Genomic DNA, 24,150 nt, shown 5'->3' on the forward strand with positions numbered 1-24,150 from the left:
TTAATTACTTAATTAAGTTAATTTAAATCGTCAAGCTTAATTTGAATTAGCTGGGTTAAGCTTGAGTTCTCAGTGATGTTTTCAATTGCAAGGCTATAGTATTTTTTGGCTTCGTCTGAATTACCAAGATCTAAATAAACATCACCTTTAAGATTATAAATTAAACCTGAAAAACCATCTTCAACATCTACAGTAAGAGTCGAAAGTGCTTTATCATGTTGACCAAGTTGTAATTGTATAGAGGCTACTCTTAAAGCTGCAGTAGAAGCTATTATGCTACTTTCACTATTAATTAAAGGTTCAATTGCATTAAGAGCTAGCGAGTAGTTTCCTGCATCAAATAGATATTTTGCCATTAATAAAGTTGCTTGCTCTGAGTAGCTGCTAGAGGAATGATCTTCAATAAGCTTATCATAAGCACCGATATTGCTAGAATCTGCAGAATAACTTAAATAAAGGGCTCTCGCATTGAGTGCTTGGCCATCTTGATAGTCAGCATAGTAATTCCAACCAAAAACACCACCAAGACCTATTATAGCGCCACCAATAATTTGCTTACCATTGGTATTCCACCATTTTTTGATCTTGTCGACTTGCTCTTCTTCCGAATCGCTAATTTCAATAAAATTTTTCATAATATCTCCTGAAGATGCTGAATGATACCCTCAAGTTTAATTAATTGCTGGTCTCCTTGACCTTTAAGAGGTTTAAAGCTTAGCTGTTTATTAGATAATTCCTCTTCGCCTAGAATTAACGCAAAATCTGCATTAGATTTGTCAGCCTTTTTCATTTGGCTTTTGATACTGCCCATGCTAATATCATTAGAAATAATTAAACTAGGAAGAGCTTCAATAATTTTTTTTGATAGTCTCATTGATTCTATTTGAGATTTTTCTCCTAAAACAATAAAATAAATATGTGGTTTATTTTTAGCAATACGATTTTTTAAATCATTAATTAATAAAGCTATTCTCTCAATACCAATAGCAAAACCAATCGCTGGAGTTGAATTACCTCCCATTTTTTCAACTAAGCCATCATATCTTCCACCACCACATATTGTGCCCTGTGATCCTAAATCGTTAGAGACCCACTCAAATACTGTTTTATTATAATAATCTAAACCTCTAACTAGTTTTGGGTTGACTTCATAGTTAATACCAAGACTATCTAGGTAGTTTTTTAAAATTGAGAAATGCAGTTTTGATTCTTCATCAAGATGATCAATCATCTTAGGTGCTTCAGCAATTAACCCTGTCATTTCTTGATTTTTGCTATCTAAAATTCTAAGTGGATTTCTATTTAAACGGCGAAGACTATCTTCATCTAAGCGACTTTTGTTTTGGTTTAAAAATTTTTGCAAGAGCTCTTTGTATGAAGACCTACTTTCACTTGAGCCTAGTGAGTTAATTTCGAGCCTTACATCAATGCCTAGTTTTTTCCAAAGAGAATGAGTAATTGAAATTAATTCAGCATCAATCTTTGCATCTGATGCACCAAAAACCTCTGCCCCAACCTGATGAAATTGTCGGTATCTGCCTTTTTGAGGGCGTTCATGTCTAAACATTGGACCATCATAAAAAACTTTTTGAATTCCTTCTCGGGGTAAATTATGTTCAATCATCATTCGAACGACACCAGCTGTTCCTTCTGGCCTCAGGGTTAATGAATCACCACTGGTATCTTTCCAGGTGTACATTTCTTTTTCAACGATATCGGTAACCTCTCCAATAGCTCGAGAAAAGGTTTCAGTACTTTCTACAATTGGAGGGCGACAATATTTATATCCATATGATAAAAGTAATTCACTAATGGTTTTATCAATTTCTGACCATACTTCAGAATTTGATGGCAGCAAATCATTCATTCCTCGAATCGCTTGGATTTTTTTTGGCATCAGTAAAGAATTAAATTAATGTTAGTCATTATTTTACCAATTAAATTGAATTAGGGGTTTAAGCAATAAATTTGTCAAAAAAATGTTTTACTCATTCTTAATCCCACTAGGAACATGTCCTGTTGGTACATACTTTGATGCCGAATTACAATGCTGATGCTGATCATCAAAGAATATATCTGCAGCAAATTCTCTCAAAAAAACGCCCTTATCTAATCCACCAAGAAAAAAAGACTCATCAATACGAATCCCCCATTCTCTCATAGTATGTATTACTCTTTTATGAGCAGGAGCAGATCTTGCAGTTACTAAAGCAGTTCTTATAGGATTATTTTCTTCTGGAAATGTTGATTGAATTTTTTGTAATGAAACTAAGAATGATTTAAAGGGGCCAGCTTTTAGTTCAATTTTTTCAGCAAGTTTTTCATTTTCATGAAAAGCATCAAGTCCTTTCTCTTGGAAAACTCTCTCAGATTCATCTGAGAAAATAACTGCATCACCATCAAAAGCAATTCTAAGTTGAGAAGGGTGGCTGTTGTTAGATTTTGATTCAATAATTGAGGCTGCCGCAAAACCAGATTGTAAAGCCTTCTGAACATCATTATAGTTGCTTGAAAGAAATAGGTCGGCCTCAAATGCACCAACAAATGGATGAGTACTTTCCCCTCTAGTGAAAGCTGCTCTTGAAATATTTAAACCATAATGTTCAATAGAATTAAATATCCTAAGCCCTGTTTCAGAGCTATTTCTTGAAAGTAAAATAACATCAATAGGTGTTTTTTTGCTATTTAATTTAAGTAATTTCTTTACCAGAGTAAAACCAACACCTGGCTCTAGAACAACTCCCTCATTCTCTTGTTGGTGTTTAGCATAAGCTTTAATACCCTCCTCTTTAAATATCTGATGAGAATGATCCAAATTAAACAACGCTCTTGAAGAAATAGCAATTATCAGTTTTGTACTCTCTTCTTTCATGAATTCTCAATCCATTGGGCACCATCATATCTTTCTAGACAATAATCAAGCCACCTTAACATGAAAATGTTAAGCTCTAATTGATAAGATAAATCACTACAATCAGTAAGTAATGGATGCGAGTTATTAATTCTTGTTTCTTTGCATACTGAGACAACTTCTAGTAGTTTTGCATCAAAGTATATTTTGAAGCAAATATCAGGTTGGTTAATAATTTTTTCTTGAGATTTAATTCTATGTGTAAGAGTATATGTTCCAGTATATGGAGATTTATCATGGCAGATAAGATGCAGATCATTACAAGAATCCTTCATAGCAATAAAGTCATCTTTAATAGCTGGAAGAAGTGGAACAAGTCTTAAAATTTTTTTAAAGTTAAGATCAAAAATTTCACATATACTTGAATATGAAGTTTTTTGATTCTTGGGAATATATTTTAATTTCGTTTGTTTATGAATCATAGTCTTAAAGACTTTATGAAATTTTAATTCTTTTAGAAATCACCCTGATCAAAATTTGTCATATTATTAACATATGATGCATTGATTTGGTCATCATTGACGCTTTGAAAGCGGTCTTCAAAAGCTAGGTCTTCAAATCTGGCGTACTGTCCTATAAAGGCAAGTTTAATATTACCAGTAGCTCCATTTCGGTGTTTCGCTATTCTTAGATCAGCCTTGCCAGTCTCTTCGGGATTAGTATATGCATCGTCATGATAAACCTCATCTCTATAGATAAAGCCAATAATATCGGCATCTTGCTCAATTGAGCCAGATTCTCGTAAGTCAGCCATTTGAGGCATTCTTCCTTTACCAGTTTTAGTTCGAGACTCAACACCACGATTAAGTTGAGATAAGGCAATAACTGGAACATTTATTTCTTTAGCAAGAGCTTTTAATGAGCGTGATATTTCAGAAATCTCTTGAACTCTATTTTCAGATTTACCATGCACAGTCATGAGTTGGAGATAGTCAACCATTATAAGTCCAAGATCTGGGTACTTTCTTTTTAAGCGCCTGCACTTAGCCCTTATTTCAGTTGGAGTAATTGATGGCGTTTCATCAATTAATATTGTATTCTCTTCAAATGCCCTTACTGCATGATTAAAACTATTCCAATCTACCTCAGACATATCTCCATCTCGCAATTTGCTAGAATCTATGCGGCCAAATGATGAAATCATTCTTATTACTAATTGTTCTGTAGGCATTTCAAGGCTGAATACAGCAACAGGGGTAGAATTATGAATTGCTACATGTTCAACAATGTTCATTGATAGGGCAGTTTTACCCATACTTGGTCGACCAGCAATAATTACAAGATCACCATTCTGAAGACCAGATGTAAGCTTATCCAATTCACCAAAACCAGTCTCCAAACCTCTGAAGCCCTTCTTTTCTTGCATCTCATGGACACGATTTACAACATCTTTTAAAATATCCTTGATATTTGTAATTTCTTGCTTGTTACGACTCACTTGTTCTGCGATTTCAAAAATTTTTCTTTCTGAGAGATCTAGAAGTTCATTTACTTCAATATCTTTTGGTTGAAATGCGGTATCAGCTAACTCTCTGCCAATTTTAATTAATTGTCTATAGATAGAAAGTTCTCTGACATGTTTAGCATATGTTTCTATATTGGATACACTTGGAGTATTATCAGCAATTTGAGCAAGATAAGTAAAGCCTCCAATTGAATCCTCGTCATGAGTTTTAATAACCTGTTCTTTCACAGTAAGAATATCTGCTGGCTTGTCATGCTCAAGAAGGGTGACAATTGCATCATAAATGATTCGATGTGAAGCTTGATAAAAATCAGTTGAACTTAGAATATTGACAACGTTATCCCAGGATTCATTATGCAAAAGAAGTCCACCCAATACAGACTGTTCTGAGTCAATTGAATTTGGTGGTAATTTGGTATTTTCAATATCCATTACTATCTTGCAGAGAAATAAAAAACCCTAAATAAGGGCTCTTTATTTTAACTCAGTTATTGAAATTAGATTTACTTATTCTGGTTCAGTTGCAGCGATAACGATAACTTTTACTGGAACAACAACTTCAGCATAAAGTGATACCGTAATTTCATATTCCCCAGTATTTCGAATCGCTTCAGGGATATTAATATCTCTCTTTTCAACTTCAATACCTTGCGAAAGAAGATTTTCAACAATATCAGCAGGACTTACAGAGCCATATAGTTTTCCTTCTTCTCCTGCATTAGCAGAAATAGTGCAAACGATATCTGTCATTGCAGATTCTTTAGCCTGTGCATCTGATAGAGCAGTTGCCTCTTTAGCTTCAAGTTCAGCCCTTATGGTTTCAAAAGCAGCCATATTAGATTTGTTTGCAGGTTTAGCTTTACCCTGCGGGATAAGAAAGTTCCTTGCATATCCAGACTTAACATTTGCAATATCACCAAGATTTCCTAGCTTTTCATTTTTTTCTAATAAAATTACTTGCATGAGATCTCCTATTTTTTATGTTTATCAGTATAAGGAATTAAGGCTAAAAACCGCGCTCTTTTAATTGCAGTAGTTAACTGACGCTGAAATTTAGCAGTTGTACCAGTAATCCTTGAAGGTGTAATTTTTCCACTTTCATCAATGTTTTTTAATAGTATCTCAACGTCCTTATAATCAATTTCTGTATAACCAGCTTTAGTAAAGCGGCAAAAACGATTAATTGGAATTTGAAATTTACGTCTTTTAGTTACTTGTTTTTTTGCCATTACAATCTCCTATTCTTTAACTTCATCAGAAGCTTCAGACTTTTTATCATCTTTAACTTCAGTATCTGCTTTAGCTTCTACTTTAGTTTCAGTCTTGGGCTTTACTTTAGCTTCATCTTTATCTTTATCGTTTCCTTCAAGCATAATAGATGGCGATGTAATAGCTTCAGACTTAGAAATAATTAAATTTCTAATTACAGCATCATTGAAGCGGAAATTATAATTAAGTTTATCTAATGTCTCTTGATCACACTCAACATTCATCATTAAGTAGTGTGCTTTATATATCTTATTGATTGGATAAGCTAGGTGCTTTCGACCCCAGTCCTCACTGCGGTGAACGATACCACCACCAGAGGTAATTAATTCTTTGTATTTTTCAATCATTGTCGTAACCTGAGAACTTTGGTCAGGGTGGACAATGAGAGTTACTTCGTAATGTCTCATCAACATCTCCTTATGGTTTAAAAAAAGCCTGCCAACAACCGTTGATCAAGCAAGGAAGATAGTATTTTATACTACTTATAATGTTTTAATACTAATTATTTGTGGATGCCATACCTTGAACCATACTTTGGGATAAACTATTTATTTAATGTAATAAAATAAATTTGTATGAAAAAAAAACTAGAGGTCTGTATTGATAATTCAAATGGAATTGAGGCTTGTGTTATTGGTAAAGTTGATCGTATAGAGCTCTGCAGTTCATTAACAGAAGGCGGGCTTACACCTTCAGTTGAGTTTATGCGAGAGGCATCATTACTTAAGATACCTGTTCGTGTGATGATTCGCCCTAAAAGTGACAGTTTTCATTACTCTTCATCAGATATACAAAGTATGTGTAATGATATAGATATTGTTCGTTCTTTTGGTTTTGAAGGCGTAGTTTTTGGAGCAACTAAAAATGATGACAGGCTTGATCAATTATCTTTAAAAATACTTTGTGATCATGCAACTGGCCTTAAGAAAACTCTTCATAGGGCAATAGATTCAATTTCTGATCCAATAGGTGCAGTTGATTTAGCAGTAGATTTAGGATTTGATTTTATTTTATCTTCAGGGGGAGCTGAAAATGCTGAAAAAGGATTAAGTGTTCTCAAAGAGATGAATAAGAGAGCAAATGGAAATATTGAGATAATGCCTGGTTCTGGAGTAAATATTTCTAATGCTAAAAAAATTGCTTTTGAGGGTGGTTTTAAATGGTTTCACTCTTCATGTTCTAGTCAAATCCAAAATAATTCTAAGCAAGAGCAAAAAGAAACTTATTCAACTTACACTGACTCAAAAAAAATTATTAGCTTAAGAAATGCAATTAATTAAAAGTAAAATATTTAGATTTTCAGTCTTATTAATTTTTTTAATAAGTATTTCATATTTGTTTTATTTAAATACTTTGATTAAAAATGAATTCTCTAAAGAAATTAAACAAAATCAAAATGTAATTCAAATTCAATATTCAATTGATGATTATCCGAAAGAGTTAATTAATATGCTTTTGCTTGTTGAGGACCAATCTTTCTTTAATCACAATGGGGTTGACTTCAAGGAAATTTTAAGAGTTCTATATGGCTATTTATTTGATGATAAAGAGTTAAGGGGGGCAAGTACTATTACGCAACAACTCATAAAAAATACTTTACTCTCGAGGGAAAAGGCATTTTCCAGAAAGACTAATGAGGCTATGATGTCAATACTGATGGAGTTATCTTACGATAAAAAATTTATACTAGAAAGATATATGAATACGGTATATTTAGCTCAAAAAGGTTCTAAAGCTTTCCACGGTTTTGCTAGTGGAAGTCTTTACTATTTTGAAAAAGATATTAAGCTTTTAAATTTAAAAGAAATGGCCACGCTTGTTGCATTACTTAAGGGTCCATCATATTACAATCCAATAAGTTCGCCTGAGAGACTAAACAAGCGTGTAGAAATGATTTTATTGATGCATAAAAACTATACAAAAATTGTTCAATGAAAATTCTTGCTATAGATACATGTACTGAGGTTGCATCTGTTACTTTATTTTCTTCAGAAGTTAAAGTAACTAGAGTATTAACTGATATACCAAAAAGCTCAGGACATATCCTTAAGCTTTGTGATGAGGTTTTTAATGAAGTTAAAGAGGATTTAAGAAATATCGACTTAATCTCATATACAAAGGGTCCTGGCGCATTTACTGGTGTTCGTATGTGTATTGGCGTTGTTCAGGGGTTGTCTCTTTCTTGTGAAATCCCCACTCTGGGTTTCTCCTCCCTAGAGCTCTTAGGGTTTAGAGCTTCTAAATTATTAAAAAAAGATAAAATTGCTCTAGCTTTAGACGCCAGAATGGGAGAGGTTTATTGGGCAATCTATGAAAAAGGAATAATAAGTGGAATGAAAATTTGCAAACCAGAAGAAGTTGATAATCTGGATAGCAGTTTTATAGGCGTTGGAAGTGGCTGGAAGGTCTATAATGAAAAACTTACTCTTGCTTCCCAAGTGTCTCAGACTGTTCTAAATATTCATCTTGAATCTGGAGATTTAATAGACATGTCAATGACAGCTCTTAAGTCTGGAGAAAAAGGAACATTTGAGCTACCAAAACCTATATATTTACGAAACAATGTCGCTAAAAAGTCATTAAAATAAATCCTTTTATTTTTTGCTTTCTAAGATATGTGGAAATGGATTCAAAGACAAGCCTCTCCTAAGATATTTTATCAAACCTGTGTCAATCTTAGACCTTGGTTCTTGTGGCCATTTTTAATTTTATTAGTTATTGGACTTTATTGGTCTTTAATCATTTCACCTGAAGATTACCAACAAGGAGATGGCTATAGAATTATTTATATCCATGTCCCAAGTGCGATTCTTTCTATGATGGTTTATGCAGTCATGGCTATTTCAGGCGGAATTGGGTTAATTTGGCAAATTAAAATGGCTGAAGTTGTGGCAAAAGTTTCTGCTCCTATTGGTGCTGCCTTTACAATTATTGCCTTATCATCTGGAGCAATTTGGGGTAAGCCGATGTGGGGGGCATGGTGGGTTTGGGATGCAAGACTGACCTCAGAACTAATTTTATTATTTTTGTATTTGGCATACATGTCGCTTAATAGTGCATTTGATGATCCACGCAAAGCAGCAAAGTCGAGTTCAATTTTGGCTATTGTTGGTCTGGTAAACTTGCCAATTATTCATTACTCCGTTAAATGGTGGAATACTCTTCACCAGGGCTATTCTGTTGGAACAGGTGGCTTGAAAGATCCTGATATGTTAATTGCGCTTGCGCTAATGTTTGCTGCGTCTATTTTTCTATATGCAGCCCTTGTCGTCATTAAGGCAAAAACTGAGGTTTTGATTCGTGAGCAAAATTCCAGATGGGTTAAAGAAATAGTTGAAGGAGATATGCCATGACTTTAGTTGAATATTTTTCTTTTCTACCTTATGGTAAGTATGCTTTTTATGTTTGGTTCGCTTATGGTGTAGCTTTCATCACTGTTCTAACTCTTTTTATAAATGCTAAGAGAAACCATAAAAAAACCATTTTAAAATTAAAAAATAAGTACTTGAGAAGTAATGACTAAAAGACAGAATCGAATGATTTTGGTTGCACTAATTGTTCTAGGAATTTCCTTAGCGGGTTATTTAGGTGTCAAGGCCTTTAGTGAAAACTTACTTTATTTTTATACGCCAAGTGATATTAAGGATGGTAAGGCCCCAATTGGTAAAAGTTTTAGAATTGGTGGACTTGTTAAGACTGATAGTTTTGAAAGAAATGGAATGAGGGCAACTTTTGTGGTGACAGATAATAGTGAATCTATAAAAGTTATTTATGATGGAATATTGCCAGACCTTTTTAGAGAGGGGCAGGGTGTCGTGGCAACAGGCTCAGTAACTTGCCCTAGAAAAGGTTGGACTTGTAAAAATATTTTTAATGCAACTGAAGTCTTAGCTAAGCATGATGAAAATTATATGCCTCCAGAAGTAGCAGAAGCACTTCAATACACAACCCCTAAAGAATGAAAAAAATAATACCTTTATTTTTATTTATCATAGTTGTAGGCTTTCTATTTTTTAGCCTGAGCTCTAATCCTAGCAAACTACCATCCCCACTTTTAGGGAAATCATTTCCAAGTATAGAAGGGAAGGACTTTTATTCTGATAAGTCAATAAAGTTTGCAAGTTTGTTTGATAATAAAATGAGCATAGTAAATGTATGGGCCTCATGGTGTTTGACCTGTCGAAAAGAGCACCAAATGATTATGAATATTGCAAAAAATACTGATCTTCAATTAATAGGAATCAACTATAAAGATACTCAAAAAGATGGAGCAAAGTACCTAGAAATTATGGGTAATCCATTTGATAAAATCATCTTTGATCCTGATGGAAAAATTGGTATGGATTTAGGAGTCTATGCAACCCCTGAAACTTTTTTGATTGATAAAGATGGAGTCATCTTATATAAGCATATTGGAGAAATTAATCAGAAAGTATGGGAAGAAAATTTTGAAATCTATCTCAATAAAATAGAAAGTTAAATAATAAACTTTGATTTATAAATATATTTATAATTTTTCCTGAAAGTCGCTTGACATAAGGGTTTAATAATGGATAATAAATTTTAACAGCAAAAAAAATTAATCTGCTGTTTCATCAAATTATTTAATTTTAAGGAGTTAGAAAATGAATAAATCAGATTTAGTTTCAGCAATAGCTGATAGCTCAGGTCTTTCAAAAGCTGATGCTGCTCGTGCTTTAGATGCTGCAACTGGTGCAATTTCAGGAGAGCTTGCAAAAGGGGGGTCTGTTGCCATTACAGGTTTTGGTAGTTTCTTGGTTAGAGCTCGTGCAGCTCGAAGTGGTCGCAACCCACAAACTGGTGCTACTATTCAAATTAAAGCTTCAAATGCGCCAGCTTTTAAAGCAGGTAAATTATTGAAGGAATCTGTCAACTAGTCAGATTTTTTGCCAGTATAATACGCCCGGTTCTTAAAGAGAATTGGGCATTTTTTTTGGGCGCTTAGCTCAGTTGGGAGAGCATCGCCCTTACAAGGCGAGGGTCACAAGTTCAAGTCTTGTAGCGCCCACCAAAATTGGAGCGGTAGTTCAGTTGGTTAGAACGCCTGCCTGTCACGCAGGAGGTCGCGGGTTCGACCCCCGTCCGCTCCGCCAATTGGCCTTTCTTAACCTCTCGTAATCCAACTTAATCCACCTTCTACATCCTGTAAACAAAAGGCTTTGTGTTCTTATTGGATTTTATTGGATTGTAATCCTTCGTATATAGTTTGACCTATATCGTACCTTTTAGTGCAATAGGTACGATTTCAAAAAACTAATAGGTACGATTATGTTAACTGATAAAGAAATTCAAAACGCAAAATTAGAATCAAAATTTTATATCTTCATGAGTCCATAGAATGGTACTTGCATCAGAAGCATGATTGTAATCTACATAGTAGTTATATTTATTAATCATAATTACCTGTTAGAAATCTTCACAAAAATCATCTAATTCTTCAACTTTAAAACCTTCATTATTTAGTCTAATGCAAACATGCTCTATAACTTGGGCATATATATCCTCAAGTTCATCAACTAAACTGTCATCTGGTATATGGTCTTCTGAAGTGCTATTATCAAGCCAAATTCCCTCTGGCTCTTCATCTACTGCTTTTTTACATCTTTCAAATTGTTCGTCAGTCAAAATATTTTTGTAAATTCCATCTTCAAACATTATGTGGTGTATTAATCCATTCAACGAACCTTCATATGCCCCTTGAACTCGATCTAAATAGAAATTATCATATGAATAACCAGGCCTCACCTGGAAAGAATTATTTTCTTTAAAACTATCTAAATTATCATCAATTATCTTATCTAATATTGAGCTTAAATAATCAATTTCATTCATTTCTGAGTTGTACAATTTAGCCTCCAAAATTCTTTATTCTTCTGCTATAGAGTCTATAAATTCTATAAAGTCAGCATCTGAGCCAGTTGATTGAAGATTATGAAGCTCTGAAAGAGCAAACTCATATCCTCTGTTCAGTTTTGATAGAGTTGTGAAATTTGAACAATTATAATTAGCTGCAAATAAGAGTCTCACATACATAACCCGAGTCATTGCCTCCTCTACTTCTTGAAGCAATTCAAAACCAAGGCCATCAGCATAATTAAAATCTTCAGCATCAGGCTCTTCTATGTCCAAAAAAAGCAATGCATTACTAAAAGCAGAGTCAGTTTCTTCATAGTATCCCTTTTCGGCCATAACTCGACAGAAAAGTTCTTTTTGCTCTTGATTTAAATCCTCTATTTTCATTACTATTCCAAATTAAACATCTCTATCCAACATAATATCATTTCGACTTCCCCTAATTCTCTTAACTAGAAATAACCCCATAGATAACAAAGATAGAGGAATAATAAATTTTAGGATCAAGTTTGAAGTATAAAAAATATTCTCATTAAGTGATGAAGATATTCCACAAACAACAACTGTAATTCCATTCACAATATAAAACCATATAAATATTAAATCAACTATGGTAAGTTTTTTTGGTTCTGGTTTTTCAACTGAAAAATATAAGGCAATCGCAGATAAAAAGGTTGTGGTAAGAATGCCAATACTAGAGCCAGAATTGCCATATTCTGAAAAGGTTGTGTAGTAAACCAAGAATATAAGAAATGACATTGGAATACCAATTTTAAATAAAGTAGCATTGTTCTTTCTTTTTAAAATCCAACCAACCCTATTTTCACTACTAATACTTACAGATTTTTTAAGATCAGCATCCTGAAATAGGCGATTTTTTTGAAACTTCACTCCAGAGAAATCACTTTGAATTTCCCATTCCCCTATATCAAACTCATGATCAAGAAGATCTAATGGGATTGGCTGCAATATTTGTTCATTATCATTCTTAACTGTCATGGCAATATATATATTTTGCCAATCAAATGGGTAATTTTCTGCCTTAGGAACAAAATCAAAATTTGCTACAACGTAATATCTTTGCGTGGTGTAATTATCTTCATCATCACGCTGCCAAACTTTTTTATAAGTAAATTTATCGTTTAGAGAGCTAAGGTTATTAAATATTATTTCATCGATAGGATTTTCAAAATGCGAAACAATATCAATAAAGAATTCTGCAGTCCAGTACTTAGAGCTAATATCAATATTAGCAACACTTAAAATATCAATATAAGCATACATAACTCTGCTTTTTTGAACTTCGCCCTCTACCGAATGAAATTGAGTACGATAGAAAATTTTGGGAGTTTTATAATCCTGGGTTTGCAAAGAATTAGGAAATATATATGCAAAGTTATCCCTTATATTATTAACACCATCTGCATCAAAACCAAGGTGTCCCCTTTTTCCAATAAAAATATCCTTTTTGCCATCAAAAGACAAAATTGCGGATCTTAATTTTTCTGTATCCATTTTGTGAATTTCAGAAATATCAATTTTATTTAAAGCTTGAGATATGAGGATTGGAATTTCTAATCTCCACAAACTATCTAGTAATAAAGTAATTTTATTAGTCTCTAGCTCTTCATCAAAAACTTTACTCATTAAATCTTCAATTGACAGCGTTGTATAGAATGGCTGTGTTGATAATTGCACTAAATCAAATGTAATTTTTTGGAATCTGTTCTCGAGTGACCCAAAGGTATTAATAACTCTATTACTAAGCTTATTTTCTTCAAGATAGTCAAAAACTTCTCTAAAGTACTTTAGCCCAATATCAAGAATTATTAGATCACTTTCGTTTGTCTTAATTAAAATATTATTAAGTTGTTTTTTAATATCTACTGGATCAGAAATCTCTTTAACAGAATAATCTTGAAAGTTCTCAGAATTCTTATGATTTTCTAAAATCATTTCATATGTTCGACTTTCATTATGGATATAAAAAACCTTATGATCCTGATATTGCTCTATTTCATTTGAAATAAAAGCTATCTGCGCTGAGCGGTCTAAATGCCCTATATGAAATAAATGATCCTGATTAGGTAGTGACGAAGCTGTATGAAAGTAAAAGAAATCTTTATCTTTAATATGTTCTAAAATTGTTTTATTGTGTTTAAGAACAACATGGCCATTAGTAATAAAAAAGCCATCATAGGATTCAATTTTTTTAAATAGTGGTTCTAAACCCTCTTCACCCTTTTCTAGATGTAAAAAATCAATATCTAATTGATATTTATCACCACTCTTTTCATTAATTTCTTGCTCAATAACTTTACTTGCATTTTCAAGAAAGTTAGCAACAAAATCATTATCTTCTTGCGAGAGTGCTAGATTTGAGTAATATGTCAAAACTTTATATTTCATAATCTGTAGTTTAATATAAATTTTATAACTACTAGCTTCTAATTAATTTACAGTGAAAATGAAACAAATTATGTCATTATATTCTAGTGCTATAATTAAAAATAATCATAGGAGTTATTAATTGGAAAAGTTAAAAGTAATATTCCAAGTACAAGGTTGTGACAGCGATGATGGAGATGATGCAGAATATTCTTTAGATGCTATTCATGAAGAAATAATTGATAAAGACAAAATTGAGGATACAAGACAAGCGATTCTTCAAAAATTAATTGATAATCCCCCCAAACATAAAATCCATGACAATTACCTTGTCAATGATGTTTTGTGGTTAGATCTAAAAGATAATGAATTGTATCGTGATGAAGACTCATTTCATTATGATTTTTGGGAATATATGATAGATGATAAATATGAGGGCTAGACTAGTTGATGAGGCAGTAACAATTGTTAAAAAATAAATGCTTGTTAGTGATATTAGAAAAATTTATAAAGGAGTTTGAATAACAAAATATGGAAATTAATTACCAAAAACTTAAATCTGAAATGGATTCTGATGGAGACTTTATTATTGATCAAATAATATCAGCAGATGGTGAGGAGCCCTATGAAGAAATCTTACTTCTAAGGACTGGAGATGAATCGGATGAATATTATCGAGTTAGTGTTGAAAAACATACTGATGGCGAAGATGATTATACTGTTATCAACGAATTAGGATCTGAGTTAGAAGATATTCAAGATGCTGTTAAATGTTTTTTAGATAATGGGGGCAATATTGAAACCTTTAGTTTCTATAGCTAGCAATGAATTTTAAAGACGAATTTAATAAAAATCTGCGCGATGCTTACTGGGGAAATGCACAGATGCGAGAAGAAATAGAGGAAAATTTTAGATCTGCTTGTAAACAATATAATGCAGCTAAAACTCCTTATAACCAACTTAGTGGCTGGAGAAAAAATCAAATGGGAGGAAGAGGTGTTGGTCGCCGAGGACTAAAATCAGGATTGTGCTCAAAAAACGCTTTAAACAAAATTATGAAAGATGGTTTAACTTGGGACCATGTTATTGGTATAACTAAAATTGGAGAAACAATTGAAGAAATAATCAACAAGGAAGAATTTGATCGGGAATCCTTTATTAAAAAAGAATTAAAAGAACACCTTTATTTGTGGGGAAAAATTAAGGTTACAAAAGATGAGCATAAAAAGAATCGTATTATCCAAAATAAGCACACCCTAGATCAGAAAATTAATTTTGAACATTACATGGGTATTGCTTTATGTACAGATGAAAAACAAATAGAAAGAGAGAAACAGTATATTAAAAAATTTGTAAGAAAGCTTGGGTAAGTTAACCCATAAATTGAATTTATCAAAGTCTCTTTATATTAAAGGACTTCAGTGTGAAAAAGCACTTTGGCTTAAAAAGTATAATCCTAAAGTTTTAACCCCTCCTGGAGATAAGTTAAAAGCTGTATTTGAAACGGGAAATGAAGTTGGCGCCTTAGCATGTAAACTTTTTCCAGAAGGCAAGGAAGTCCCTTATAAAAGTAAAAAAATTCAGCTAACTCAGGATTATCTGAACAAGGGAATAAAGAGTATTTTTGAAGCTGCTTTTGAGTTTGATGGAATTTTAGTTTTAGTTGATATACTCCATCAAAAAAAAGATGATAGTTTTGAAATCTATGAAGTCAAAAGTTCGACTTGGAATCAAAAAAAGTCAAAAGATGACATCTATAATTATATTCATGACGTTTCCATTCAGCACTATGTTCTAACTCAACTAGGATATAACGTTAGTAATACTTTCATCACGCTTCTTAATACTGACTACGTTAGAGGCCCAAAAATAGATATTGAAGAGCTTTTTTCAAACATTAAAGTAACTGATGAGGTTTTAAAGTTAAATGACCATATTCCATCAAATATAGATAGGCTCAGAAAGACACTAAAAGATAATAAAAAAGAGCCAAATATTGATATTGGCTGGCACTGCAAAAATCCTTATGAATGTGATGCATATGAGTATTGCTGGAAAACGCAAAGGAATATTCCTGATTACTCAGTTTTTGATATTTTCCAATTTAATAAAAACGCCAAGTCGTTAGCTTTATATCGAGATGGAATAACAGCGATTGAGGATATTCCTGAAGAATTTAAGTTAAGTGATGTCCAGCAGCTTCTTGTTGACACATGGAAGTATAAAAAAAATATCATTAACAAGGACTCAATCAAAGAATTTATTAACTCTATAAGTTATCCAATCTATCACTTTGATTTTGAAACATTAAATCCAGCAATCCCAAAGTTTAGTGGGATGTCACCCTATGAAAAATACCCTTTTCAGTACTCACTTCATATTGAGAATGAAGATGGCAAAATAGAACATAAAGAGTTTTTAGCAGAAACTGGTTATGACCCACGCGAAGATATAACTAAAAGTATTGTAAAAAATATTCCACTTAATTCTTGCATTATGGCTTACAACAGTAGTTTTGAAATGGGAGTCATTAAGAAACTTGCTAGTTTATTTCCAGTTCATAAAGATCACTTAATGAACCTTCATGATAACTTTATAGATCTTCACAATCCATTTAAAAATAGAGATTACTTAGTCCCAAAAATGCATGGAAAGTCAGGATTAAAAACTGTACTACCAATTGTAGCTCCTAAAATGGAAGCAGCTTATGGTGAACTTGATATGGTTAAACATGGTGGAGATGCTATGAACATTTATAAAAAATTAGAAAACTCAAAAGATTCTAATGAAATTAAAAGATACAGATCCTCATTAAAAGCCTACTGTGAGCTAGATACCCTTGCAATGGTAGAAGTTCTGAGCCAACTAAAAAAAATTATTTAAATCAATTACTTATGATAATATTTAGATATTAATTAATCAATTTAAGGAGTCAAAAATGCAAAACTACAAAATTCATGGACTATCTGAAATTATGCTATTTCATTGTGATATGGATAAAAAAGAATTATTTCAAACTGATAGAAGGGACTATAGTGACTTCATTGATGAAAAGCTTTTAAATGAATCATCTCAAGTATTTGTTCTTGGAGAATCTTATTCAGATAATGAGTTAGTAGTTGATTTTAAGATCGGTGATGGTAACGAAATTAATTGTAAGATTGAATATTCAGAAGAAAACCAATTGCCTGCCATTGAGGAAAATAAAATCAGGCTTGTTTGCTGGGAAATGCTTGAAGAAACCAATGCTTCAATTGATATTCCAGAGGGCATCAGTGAATTAAATCTAAAGATAAAAGGTAACACATATGGGTGCATGGACGAATGGGGTAATAAAGCTTTTGAAAATTATTCTTTTATTGCTGGAAATGAAGATCAAGAACTTTATTTTGAAAGTGAGTCTTTTGGAGATATTAAAGAGAAAGTATTTTATTTTATTGATTTCAATGGAAATTGTGAGGAAATGCGAGGAAAGGTCTCTGCTAAAGAATATTATGAGATTTTAAGAAGGTTGGGTGCAATTTTCTAGAAATTTTAGTATTGAAATTAATAAAAGTTAAAAATAAAATAATAGTTAGAAAATAATGGAGTAATTTATAGCAAAGCTAGTGCATATTTACTTTTAGGGGTGAGGAGACTTATCAATTTTTATAACTTTTAATGTGCGGCTATAATCAGAAGAGCCATCAGACAAGTCAAAATCTTCATTTTCCGCGAGGTCATACCAAAAAGAAGTTACTGTATCTGTTGATTCAACTTTACAAACTGTTATATCAAGTTTTTTTACTTCAAAAGGGCTTTTAGTTTTTAGTTCATAGACCCATGATCCTTCATGCTCTTCATTTCCTATAAAAAAATACTTTACCTCTCCTGGTGCAACTAATTCATCAAATTTTAATTGTTTCTCTCTTGTCAGCTTTAGTCCTTGATCTTTTAATTCCTTCTCATCTAAATAAAAGCTGTAAGACTCGTCATCACTATCAATATTATCAATAGATATACTGCACTCACCAAGTTTATAGTATCCTTCAGTAGAGCTTAGTTCAGCACTCTCACAAAGACTATCCCAATAACCTATAGAATGCTCATCAGGAACCTCTTCCTCATTAAAAATATGATTCTCTAATAACTCATCATTTTCATAAAAATATTCATAAGTTACTTTTGATATTTCTTCAACTATTTGAAAAGCACCACTACCAGAAACTTCAATTTGATAGTTATAAATTGGCATACCAATCTCTTTGACCTTTCTGAAGGCCTCATCGGCGAACTTAAGAGCATCAACATTCTGCTTGACCGCAGCATCGACTATCTCTTTGTCTTTTTTGAGAGAGTCATCAGCGTATTCGAGAGCATTACCATCCTGATTAACCGCAGCCATGACGATTTCTCTGTTCTTTTTGAGGGAGTCATCGACATCCTCAAGAGCAGAACCAACCTGATTGACCGCAGCCATGGCGATTTCTCTGTCTTTTTTAAGTGAATCAGCAGCGTGCCTTATGGTGAAGCCAGACTGCTTAACCGCAGCCATAACAATCTCCCTATCCTTTAATAGAGAACTCTCAAGAAACTGGAGATGCTCACCATTTTCCTTAAGCAGCTCTAAGACTTTATTTTTATCTTTATAGTTATCCATATTTAGTGAAAAGAGCTTTGACCTGCTTAATTTGTATTGCATCTAATTTTTTCATACTAATAACTTATGATATTTAAAAAAAACGTTTTTTCCCTCTAAGCAATATCAACTAACACATTATCAAGATCTTTGAATCTAATCTCATCTTTATAAACAATAGATTGAATTCGGTTAATCACTTCATCCCTTTCTCTAAAAGTTGAAATCTTCCTTTTAAAAGCTGGCTTATAGTTAGCTTTAGGATGAATTCCTTTAGCATCAATAAAATAATCTATTTTTTTATTATCAATAATTTTGTAGGCATATAAATCAGCTGGCCCTTTCGACTGTTGCTCTCCCATAACCCAATAGCCTTTTTTCCATAAATATATTTTTGTGAACTCTACTGCTATTTCTTCAACAATTTTCCGTTGACCCTTCTCTTTTGGCTTAGTAAGTAGTTTTTTTAATTCTTTAATCTTAGTGTTGGATTTATTAGTTTCAGATCTACAATCTCTAACTTCTGGTGAATAATTTCCCATATAAATATCCTTCTTTAAATTAATAACTAGTAATTCATTTGAGTCAAGTATATACCTGATAGTTTAAAACCTCAATTTTTTTGCCTATTCTATTATATCTTTAATGAGTATTAATTGACTTTCCTGGAGAAGGTCGAACCGAATAATTCTGATTATTAAGCTCTTGCTTTATTGAAGATTATTTTTTCAGAATTGTGCAGAAAGTCATAGAGCTATAATTTGAATATTTTGGTAACATAAAATAATTATCTCAATAATGCTTTATGAAAAACTGATGTCAGACAATAAAATAATAGCCCATCACAAAGAGTTACTTAAGGCTAAGAAAAATCTTGAATCACGAATAGAGATAGCAAATTACTCAACCTTGCCAGAGGAATTAGAAGTACTTGCAAATGATAAGTCAAAAGACGTACGCTATGAGATAGCAATAAATCCCTATACTCCTGCGAAATTATTGGAGAAACTGTCAGGTGACAGAATAGCTAATGTTCGCGAGGGTGTTACTAGAAATACGAATGTACCCATATCACTTCTGGATATGCTAGCGATTGATAAGGATGCAGATGTCCGTGCTGCAACGGCTAAGAGCTCTAGAACAACTGCATCAGCTCTAAAGAAACTTGCAGTTGATCAAGATTACGGTGTAAGTCTTGATGGTATGCGTGTGGATGGAGGAGTTCGAGGATTAACTGCAAGAAATCCAAATACTCCCACTTCAGCTTTGGAGAAGCTGGCGACAGACGAAGAAGATTGCGTGCGCAAGCAGGCAGCTAGAAACCCAAGTATGCCTTCATTAGTTCTGGCAAAACTTTCAACAGATGAGTCAAGCAATATGCGTTATGCTGTTGCCGAAAACCCAAATACGCCTGTTCATATATTAGAAAAACTATCAACAGATGAAAATAAAAATATTCGTTCTAATATAGCTGAAAACTCTAATACATCTGTCCATATATTGGATAAACTATCAACAGATAAAGATGAGTCTGTACGACAAGCAATAGCTTCAAACCCTAATACGCCAGTATTAACTTTGGAGAAGATGGTGTTTGATAATGATAAGAACGTAAAGCAATATGGATTAGCCGAAAACCCAAACATATCGGCATTTGCTTTGGAAAATCTAGCAGCCGATGAAGATGAAGAGGTTCGAAGCTCAACAGCAAGAAACCCTAACACGCCAACATCTGCTTTGGAAAATCTAGCAGCCGATGAAGATGAAGAGGTTCGAAGCTCAACAGCAATAAACCCAAATACACCCATATCAATACTAGAGAAATTCGCTTTAGAAGAAGATAGCACTTTATGGCAAAGTCTAGCTAATAACCCTAATACACCTATATCAATACTTGAAAAATTCGCGCTGGAAGAAGATATTTGGATACGAAGAAATACAGCTGGAAACCCAAATACACCTGTTTATTTATTAGATAAGTGGTCAAGCGATGAAGATGAGTCTATACGAATTGCTTTGGCCCAAAACTCAAATCTTCCTATTAATATATTTGAGAAGCTTTTATTGGATGAAGAACAGGATGTGCGTTTTTGGTTAGCCATAAATCCATATACGCCTTTATCAATTCTTAAAAAGCTTTCAATTGATAAAAATGCAAGAGTCCGAAGCGGAGCATTAGAAAATCTAAGCAAACTTGAATTAGCTTCTAAAATTTAGATAATTTCAATTAATTTTCCCAGCTTTTAAAAAACATGGTAATGTGATTAATTTATATGGAGAGATATAATGGAAAAAACTGATCTTAAAAAAAATATGTCAATAATAGAGAATCATTTAAATCAGAATAATATAATTTTGAGTGATTCAGGAATTGAGCTATTTGAGACTCTTGATCTTAGTTGTTGTGAGTTACTAGAAAGCGTCGATGGCATAGCTAATCTGCCTAATTTAACCACTCTTGATCTTAATGAATGTCAGTTTCTAAACAGTGTCGATGGCCTGGCTAATCTTCCTAATTTAACTACTCTTGACCTCAGTCATTGCAATATAAAAAATATTGACGGCTTGGCTAATCTAACTAGTCTGACTGAATTGCATCTTAACTACTGCAACGCACTAAAAAATATTGATGGCCTTGCTAATCTAATTAATCTAACAGAATTAACTATTGCTGGAGGTTGTCCAGTAGATAATCTTAATGCTCTTATTAATCTCCCTAATCTGACTATATTGTTTCTTGAAGGAATGGAATCGTTTCATGATCTTGAGGGTCATGACCTTGATATGTATGATCGCCAAACTGTTTCTGACTTTCAAGAATTTATAAAAATACTATAATGGAGCCAAATTATGGCAAAGTTATTACATATTAACTTTAAGGGCGAGGAAGCCCAATTCAGTCATAAAAAGATTGATCGTTCAAAACTGTATGGCTCAAGAAAACGTGTCCCATTAGACCCATTAGGAGAAAACTGTCTTAGGTGTTCATTGAGTGATGATGGGTTAACACTTATTATGTCGGGAATGACCTCACAAGGTTATTTTGATAGTGATATGAATTGGATTCCAAATAAAGAATTAATAGGTATGGATTCAAGTGGCAAAGTGCTTGATAAGATTCCTGCAACTTTAGGTATAGCTCAAGATGCTTTGCTATCTGATCTAGAACAACTCTTAGACTTAGCGGTTGATTCAATTTATCAACTTGACCCAGAAGTGGTTCATCCATCAATACAAGCTGTTCTAGAGTCTGGAAGGGTTCTAAATTTTCCTTTTAACTATCGTGAAGATTATCATGCTGAATCTGCTTACCTTGTCTTGAATGACGAAGGATATTTTGTGTTAATTGGTAACCCTACGAAACCTATATGGATGGAACTTGACCAGGTTATTGAGGAAAACTTTGAAGATGAAGTGGGTGATGATAATGATGATCTTGATTTTGAAATGTTTTAGAGGTAATTCATGAGAAAACTTCACTTAATGAACAAAGAAAATAGGGATGCTACAGTAGCTATCTCCTCTCTAAAGTATGAAAAACCATTTGAAATGGGTATACCTAACAAGGAACTCAACTTTAAGCGCTATTTGTCTGCAACCCAAGAGAATCTTCATAAAAACCTTGCTAGTTTGTATGGTGATAATTATTCTTCTAAGCTAATTGAGGAAGATCCAGAAATAGATATTGAGGCAATTGGTAAATTTATTTCAGGCTCAGATGTCGTCTATCTCAGTAGTAAAGGGGAACTCCTTTATTCACCCCCAAAAACTGTTGAAGTAATAATTGCCCCTGATGGAACTGAAAAGGAACGAAGAAGCCCTGAAGATATTCCAGGCAATGTAGATGATGAACTTCCTGTTCGATGGACAGGTAAAAAAATGCCTAAATCTAAAGTAGCAGTTAAATTTGCATTTAAAAGAACAATTCAAATCAAACATGTTGATGGCTTAACTTTTGACTATCTATTTGACATGGCAAAAGAGCTGCAAGATGAAGATGTGATGGTTCTAGTTGGGGCTGGTCAAAAAGGCAATGAACCGCTAATATTTCAAGCAAATGGAATGCCATATAGGGGCTTTCTAGAGGGTAGAGTTGATGGTAAGAAATACCAACTGCTTCTGCACTTAAGCAATATGGAACTTAAAAGAATTAGCTCGGAGCCAAAAAAATGAGTATTTTTAATTTAAAAAATGCCAAACCTCTTGGGTCTGGAGTAACTGTTGGAGATAACGGTATTTTGGAGCTAGAAGTACTCTCTAAACTTAAAGGCTACCGAAAGACTGTAGTGGCTGGCTATAGATCGCTCTTATTAGATGATATAAATTCAAATCTAACGCCTGGAGAAATGCATATTTCACCTAAGATAGATGGTGAACTTTGGTTCATGATTATTGAGGGTAATGAAGTAGTTTTATCTAATACAAATGGCAAACTTATTGCTGGAGATATACCGTTAGTAACTGAGGTCACTAATATATCCAGTCGTTTTATTGGTAGATCAATTCTTGTGGGTGAGCTTTTTGTTGCAACTAAAGACAGCAGACCAAGAGTCAGTGATCTTTCCAGTGCCCTAGGGGGCGGTGCAAAGGCAGAAGTAGAAAAGCTAGGCTTTGCTGCCTTTGACATTATCTCAGGCGGAGATAAGCTCTCTAACATACCTCTTGCAGACTATAAAGATCGACTTGAATTAATGCAGAGGCTTCTAGACGGAGGTAAAAGAGTTAAATGCGTCAAAACAGAAGTAATCAATAGTCCTAAAGAGGCAGTCAGCTACTTTGAAGATTGGGTTGGTGCTGGAAAAGCAGAAGGTTTAGTAATTAGAGCAGGGGAAGGAAGAATTTATAAAGTCAAGCCTTCATTATCAGTTGATGCTGTAATCATTGGTTACACAGAAAATAATGATGATAACTCTCAAGTTCGCTCAATTATGCTTGCCTTAATGCGTCCCGATAAATCATTTCAATTGCTTGGATCATGTGGCTCTTTGGGGGATGCTAGATCCAGAAAAGAAATGATGAAAAAAATACAAAAATCTCAAATTGAATCAAATTGGCGATACACCAGTGGGGATGGAGCTGTTTATCACTTTGTAAAGCCTGAAGTAATTGTTGAAATTAAGGCGGTTGACATACAAAGTGAAGATTCCTCGGGCAACTTAATTCGCAAGATGGTGCTCTCTAATAATGACGATAAATGGCAAGCACTCCAGAAGCTTCCTTTTGCAAGCATTCATCACCCTGTTTTTGTTAGGTATCGTTCAGACAAAAACATAAATATAACAGATCTTCGTATCGAACAAATTATAGATAGATGCTTAATTAGCGATACTCAAACGAAAGCAGAAGCTCCAAAATTACCCACAAGTAAAATTATTCGAAGAGAGGTTTATACCAAGACAGTTAAAGAATCTATCTCAGTGAAAAAGCTCGTTATATGGAAAACCAATAAAGAGAAACTTGACTCAAATTATCCAGCTTACGTTATCCATTGGACTGATTATAGTCCAGATAGAAAAGACCCATTAAAAAGAGAGGTTAGGCTCGCTTCAGTTAAAGAAGCAGCTGCAACTATTTCAGAGAAAATGATTGAAAAGAATATTAAAAAGGGTTGGCAAAAAATATGAT

31 protein-coding genes and 2 tRNA genes are annotated in these 24,150 nt (G+C 33.3%); 20 read left to right on the forward strand and 13 right to left on the reverse strand.

The features are described 5' to 3' along the window. Window positions 1-17: 17 nt before the first annotated feature. The 8 genes from CRN91_RS04335 to rpsF all read right to left on the reverse strand — a co-directional run bounded on the left by CRN91_RS04335 (window position 18) and on the right by rpsF (window position 6,052). A complete protein-coding gene (locus CRN91_RS04335) occupies window positions 18-635 on the reverse strand; it encodes a YfgM family protein (RefSeq protein WP_114115218.1) in 618 nt (205 codons plus the stop codon). Further along, window positions 632-1,897 carry a histidine--tRNA ligase gene (gene hisS, locus CRN91_RS04340; RefSeq protein WP_114115219.1) on the reverse strand — a complete coding sequence of 422 codons (1,266 nt, stop codon included), beginning with the start codon at window positions 1,895-1,897 and terminating at the stop codon, window positions 632-634. The genes CRN91_RS04335 and hisS overlap by 4 nt, the downstream gene beginning before the upstream one ends. An 87-nt stretch (window positions 1,898-1,984) precedes the next feature. Further along, window positions 1,985-2,872 (reverse strand): 5'-nucleotidase, encoded by an 888-nt coding sequence (locus tag CRN91_RS04345; RefSeq protein ID WP_114115220.1) that lies wholly within the window; start codon window positions 2,870-2,872, stop codon window positions 1,985-1,987. Beyond that, window positions 2,869-3,333, reverse strand: coding sequence for a DUF1249 domain-containing protein (locus CRN91_RS04350; RefSeq protein WP_114115221.1), 465 nt, complete (start codon window positions 3,331-3,333; stop codon window positions 2,869-2,871). Before CRN91_RS04350 ends, CRN91_RS04345 begins: the two co-directional genes overlap by 4 nt. Window positions 3,334-3,365: 32 nt before the next feature. Then, entirely contained in the window at window positions 3,366-4,808 is a 1,443-nt protein-coding gene (gene dnaB, locus CRN91_RS04355; protein ID WP_114115222.1) for a replicative DNA helicase, read from the reverse strand. A 75-nt stretch (window positions 4,809-4,883) separates the two neighbouring features. Continuing rightward, the gene (rplI, locus tag CRN91_RS04360) at window positions 4,884-5,339 is read right to left on the reverse strand and encodes a 50S ribosomal protein L9 (RefSeq protein ID WP_114115223.1); all 456 of its coding nucleotides are present in this window, start codon (window positions 5,337-5,339) and stop codon (window positions 4,884-4,886) included. 8 nt (window positions 5,340-5,347) lie between these two features. Beyond that, a complete protein-coding gene (gene rpsR, locus CRN91_RS04365) occupies window positions 5,348-5,605 on the reverse strand; it encodes a 30S ribosomal protein S18 (protein WP_114115224.1) in 258 nt (85 codons plus the stop codon). Between the two features lie 9 nt (window positions 5,606-5,614). Then, entirely contained in the window at window positions 5,615-6,052 is a 438-nt protein-coding gene (rpsF, locus tag CRN91_RS04370; RefSeq protein ID WP_114115225.1) for a 30S ribosomal protein S6, read from the reverse strand. A gap of 168 nt (window positions 6,053-6,220) precedes the next feature. On the opposite strand from rpsF, the gene CRN91_RS04375 reads away from it, so the two are divergent. The 10 genes from CRN91_RS04375 to CRN91_RS04420 all read left to right on the forward strand — a co-directional run bounded on the left by CRN91_RS04375 (window position 6,221) and on the right by CRN91_RS04420 (window position 10,759). Beyond that, entirely contained in the window at window positions 6,221-6,925 is a 705-nt protein-coding gene (locus CRN91_RS04375) for a copper homeostasis protein CutC (RefSeq protein WP_114115226.1), read from the forward strand. 73 nt (window positions 6,926-6,998) lie between these two features. Further along, entirely contained in the window at window positions 6,999-7,580 is a 582-nt protein-coding gene (locus CRN91_RS04380) for a biosynthetic peptidoglycan transglycosylase (RefSeq protein WP_254424909.1), read from the forward strand. Further along, window positions 7,577-8,233 carry a tRNA (adenosine(37)-N6)-threonylcarbamoyltransferase complex dimerization subunit type 1 TsaB gene (gene tsaB / locus CRN91_RS04385; protein ID WP_114115228.1) on the forward strand — a complete coding sequence of 219 codons (657 nt, stop codon included), beginning with the start codon at window positions 7,577-7,579 and terminating at the stop codon, window positions 8,231-8,233. Before CRN91_RS04380 ends, tsaB begins: the two co-directional genes overlap by 4 nt. Before the next feature lie 27 nt (window positions 8,234-8,260). Next, on the forward strand, window positions 8,261-8,998 hold the full coding sequence (locus tag CRN91_RS04390) for a heme ABC transporter permease (protein ID WP_114115229.1): 738 nt from the start codon (window positions 8,261-8,263) through the stop codon (window positions 8,996-8,998). After that, window positions 8,995-9,168 (forward strand): heme exporter protein CcmD, encoded by a 174-nt coding sequence (gene ccmD, locus CRN91_RS04395; RefSeq protein ID WP_114115230.1) that lies wholly within the window; start codon window positions 8,995-8,997, stop codon window positions 9,166-9,168. The genes CRN91_RS04390 and ccmD overlap by 4 nt, the downstream gene beginning before the upstream one ends. Continuing rightward, window positions 9,161-9,607: a cytochrome c maturation protein CcmE gene (ccmE, locus tag CRN91_RS04400; RefSeq protein ID WP_114115231.1), complete on the forward strand. Its 447-nt coding sequence runs from the start codon at window positions 9,161-9,163 to the stop codon at window positions 9,605-9,607. Before ccmD ends, ccmE begins: the two co-directional genes overlap by 8 nt. Beyond that, a complete protein-coding gene (locus CRN91_RS04405) occupies window positions 9,604-10,125 on the forward strand; it encodes a DsbE family thiol:disulfide interchange protein (protein WP_114115232.1) in 522 nt (173 codons plus the stop codon). Before ccmE ends, CRN91_RS04405 begins: the two co-directional genes overlap by 4 nt. 145 nt (window positions 10,126-10,270) lie before the next feature. Beyond that, a complete protein-coding gene (locus CRN91_RS04410) occupies window positions 10,271-10,543 on the forward strand; it encodes an HU family DNA-binding protein (RefSeq protein ID WP_114115233.1) in 273 nt (90 codons plus the stop codon). Between the two features lie 58 nt (window positions 10,544-10,601). Continuing rightward, window positions 10,602-10,677, forward strand: a tRNA-Val gene (locus tag CRN91_RS04415). 5 nt (window positions 10,678-10,682) lie between these two features. Further along, window positions 10,683-10,759, forward strand: a tRNA-Asp gene (locus CRN91_RS04420). A gap of 313 nt (window positions 10,760-11,072) precedes the next feature. On the opposite strand, the gene CRN91_RS04425 is transcribed toward CRN91_RS04420, so the two are convergent. Genes CRN91_RS04425 through CRN91_RS04435 form a run of 3 tightly spaced genes read right to left on the reverse strand, consistent with a single transcriptional unit; the run spans window position 11,073 to window position 13,928 of the window. After that, window positions 11,073-11,513: a hypothetical protein gene (locus CRN91_RS04425; protein WP_146993391.1), complete on the reverse strand. Its 441-nt coding sequence runs from the start codon at window positions 11,511-11,513 to the stop codon at window positions 11,073-11,075. A gap of 18 nt (window positions 11,514-11,531) precedes the next feature. After that, window positions 11,532-11,906, reverse strand: a complete 375-nt coding sequence (locus tag CRN91_RS04430; protein ID WP_114115235.1) for a hypothetical protein — start codon at window positions 11,904-11,906, stop codon at window positions 11,532-11,534. Window positions 11,907-11,918: 12 nt separating this feature from the next. Next, on the reverse strand, window positions 11,919-13,928 hold the full coding sequence (locus tag CRN91_RS04435; RefSeq protein WP_114115236.1) for a hypothetical protein: 2,010 nt from the start codon (window positions 13,926-13,928) through the stop codon (window positions 11,919-11,921). Between the two features lie 121 nt (window positions 13,929-14,049). Here CRN91_RS04435 and CRN91_RS04440 point away from each other — a divergent pair, with 121 nt between their 5' ends. The 5 genes from CRN91_RS04440 (at window position 14,050) to CRN91_RS04460 (ending at window position 17,436) form a co-directional block, all read left to right on the forward strand. Then, window positions 14,050-14,349, forward strand: a complete 300-nt coding sequence (locus tag CRN91_RS04440; RefSeq protein WP_114115237.1) for a hypothetical protein — start codon at window positions 14,050-14,052, stop codon at window positions 14,347-14,349. 89 nt (window positions 14,350-14,438) lie between these two features. Then, window positions 14,439-14,729 carry a hypothetical protein gene (locus CRN91_RS04445; RefSeq protein WP_114115238.1) on the forward strand — a complete coding sequence of 97 codons (291 nt, stop codon included), beginning with the start codon at window positions 14,439-14,441 and terminating at the stop codon, window positions 14,727-14,729. A gap of 2 nt (window positions 14,730-14,731) precedes the next feature. Beyond that, window positions 14,732-15,277, forward strand: a complete 546-nt coding sequence (locus CRN91_RS04450) for a hypothetical protein (RefSeq protein WP_114115239.1) — start codon at window positions 14,732-14,734, stop codon at window positions 15,275-15,277. Window positions 15,278-15,290: 13 nt separating this feature from the next. Continuing rightward, window positions 15,291-16,790 (forward strand): DUF2779 domain-containing protein, encoded by a 1,500-nt coding sequence (locus CRN91_RS04455; RefSeq protein ID WP_114116062.1) that lies wholly within the window; start codon window positions 15,291-15,293, stop codon window positions 16,788-16,790. Between the two features lie 55 nt (window positions 16,791-16,845). Continuing rightward, entirely contained in the window at window positions 16,846-17,436 is a 591-nt protein-coding gene (locus tag CRN91_RS04460) for a hypothetical protein (RefSeq protein ID WP_114115240.1), read from the forward strand. A gap of 93 nt (window positions 17,437-17,529) precedes the next feature. Here CRN91_RS04460 and CRN91_RS04465 read toward each other — a convergent pair whose 3' ends face one another. Further along, the gene (locus tag CRN91_RS04465) at window positions 17,530-18,546 is read right to left on the reverse strand and encodes a DUF4116 domain-containing protein (protein ID WP_168177012.1); all 1,017 of its coding nucleotides are present in this window, start codon (window positions 18,544-18,546) and stop codon (window positions 17,530-17,532) included. A gap of 95 nt (window positions 18,547-18,641) precedes the next feature. Continuing rightward, complete coding sequence (locus CRN91_RS04470) at window positions 18,642-19,067, reverse strand: hypothetical protein (protein ID WP_114115242.1); 426 nt, start codon at window positions 19,065-19,067, stop codon at window positions 18,642-18,644. A 274-nt stretch (window positions 19,068-19,341) separates the two neighbouring features. Between CRN91_RS04470 and CRN91_RS04475 the strand changes: the two genes are divergently transcribed. The 5 genes from CRN91_RS04475 (at window position 19,342) to CRN91_RS04495 (ending at window position 24,149) form a co-directional block, all read left to right on the forward strand. Then, window positions 19,342-20,742 carry a hypothetical protein gene (locus CRN91_RS04475; protein WP_146993392.1) on the forward strand — a complete coding sequence of 467 codons (1,401 nt, stop codon included), beginning with the start codon at window positions 19,342-19,344 and terminating at the stop codon, window positions 20,740-20,742. A gap of 69 nt (window positions 20,743-20,811) precedes the next feature. Next, window positions 20,812-21,363: a leucine-rich repeat domain-containing protein gene (locus tag CRN91_RS04480; RefSeq protein ID WP_114115244.1), complete on the forward strand. Its 552-nt coding sequence runs from the start codon at window positions 20,812-20,814 to the stop codon at window positions 21,361-21,363. Between the two features lie 12 nt (window positions 21,364-21,375). Then, entirely contained in the window at window positions 21,376-21,981 is a 606-nt protein-coding gene (locus CRN91_RS04485) for a hypothetical protein (RefSeq protein ID WP_114115245.1), read from the forward strand. Window positions 21,982-21,990: 9 nt separating this feature from the next. Beyond that, window positions 21,991-22,698 (forward strand): hypothetical protein, encoded by a 708-nt coding sequence (locus tag CRN91_RS04490; protein ID WP_114115246.1) that lies wholly within the window; start codon window positions 21,991-21,993, stop codon window positions 22,696-22,698. Next, a complete protein-coding gene (locus CRN91_RS04495; protein WP_114115247.1) occupies window positions 22,695-24,149 on the forward strand; it encodes an ATP dependent DNA ligase in 1,455 nt (484 codons plus the stop codon). Before CRN91_RS04490 ends, CRN91_RS04495 begins: the two co-directional genes overlap by 4 nt. The last annotated feature ends 1 nt before the right edge of the window (window position 24,150 follow it).

The organism is Candidatus Thioglobus sp. NP1, from assembly GCF_003326015.1.
Lineage (GTDB): Bacteria > Pseudomonadota > Gammaproteobacteria > PS1 > Pseudothioglobaceae > Pseudothioglobus > Pseudothioglobus singularis_A.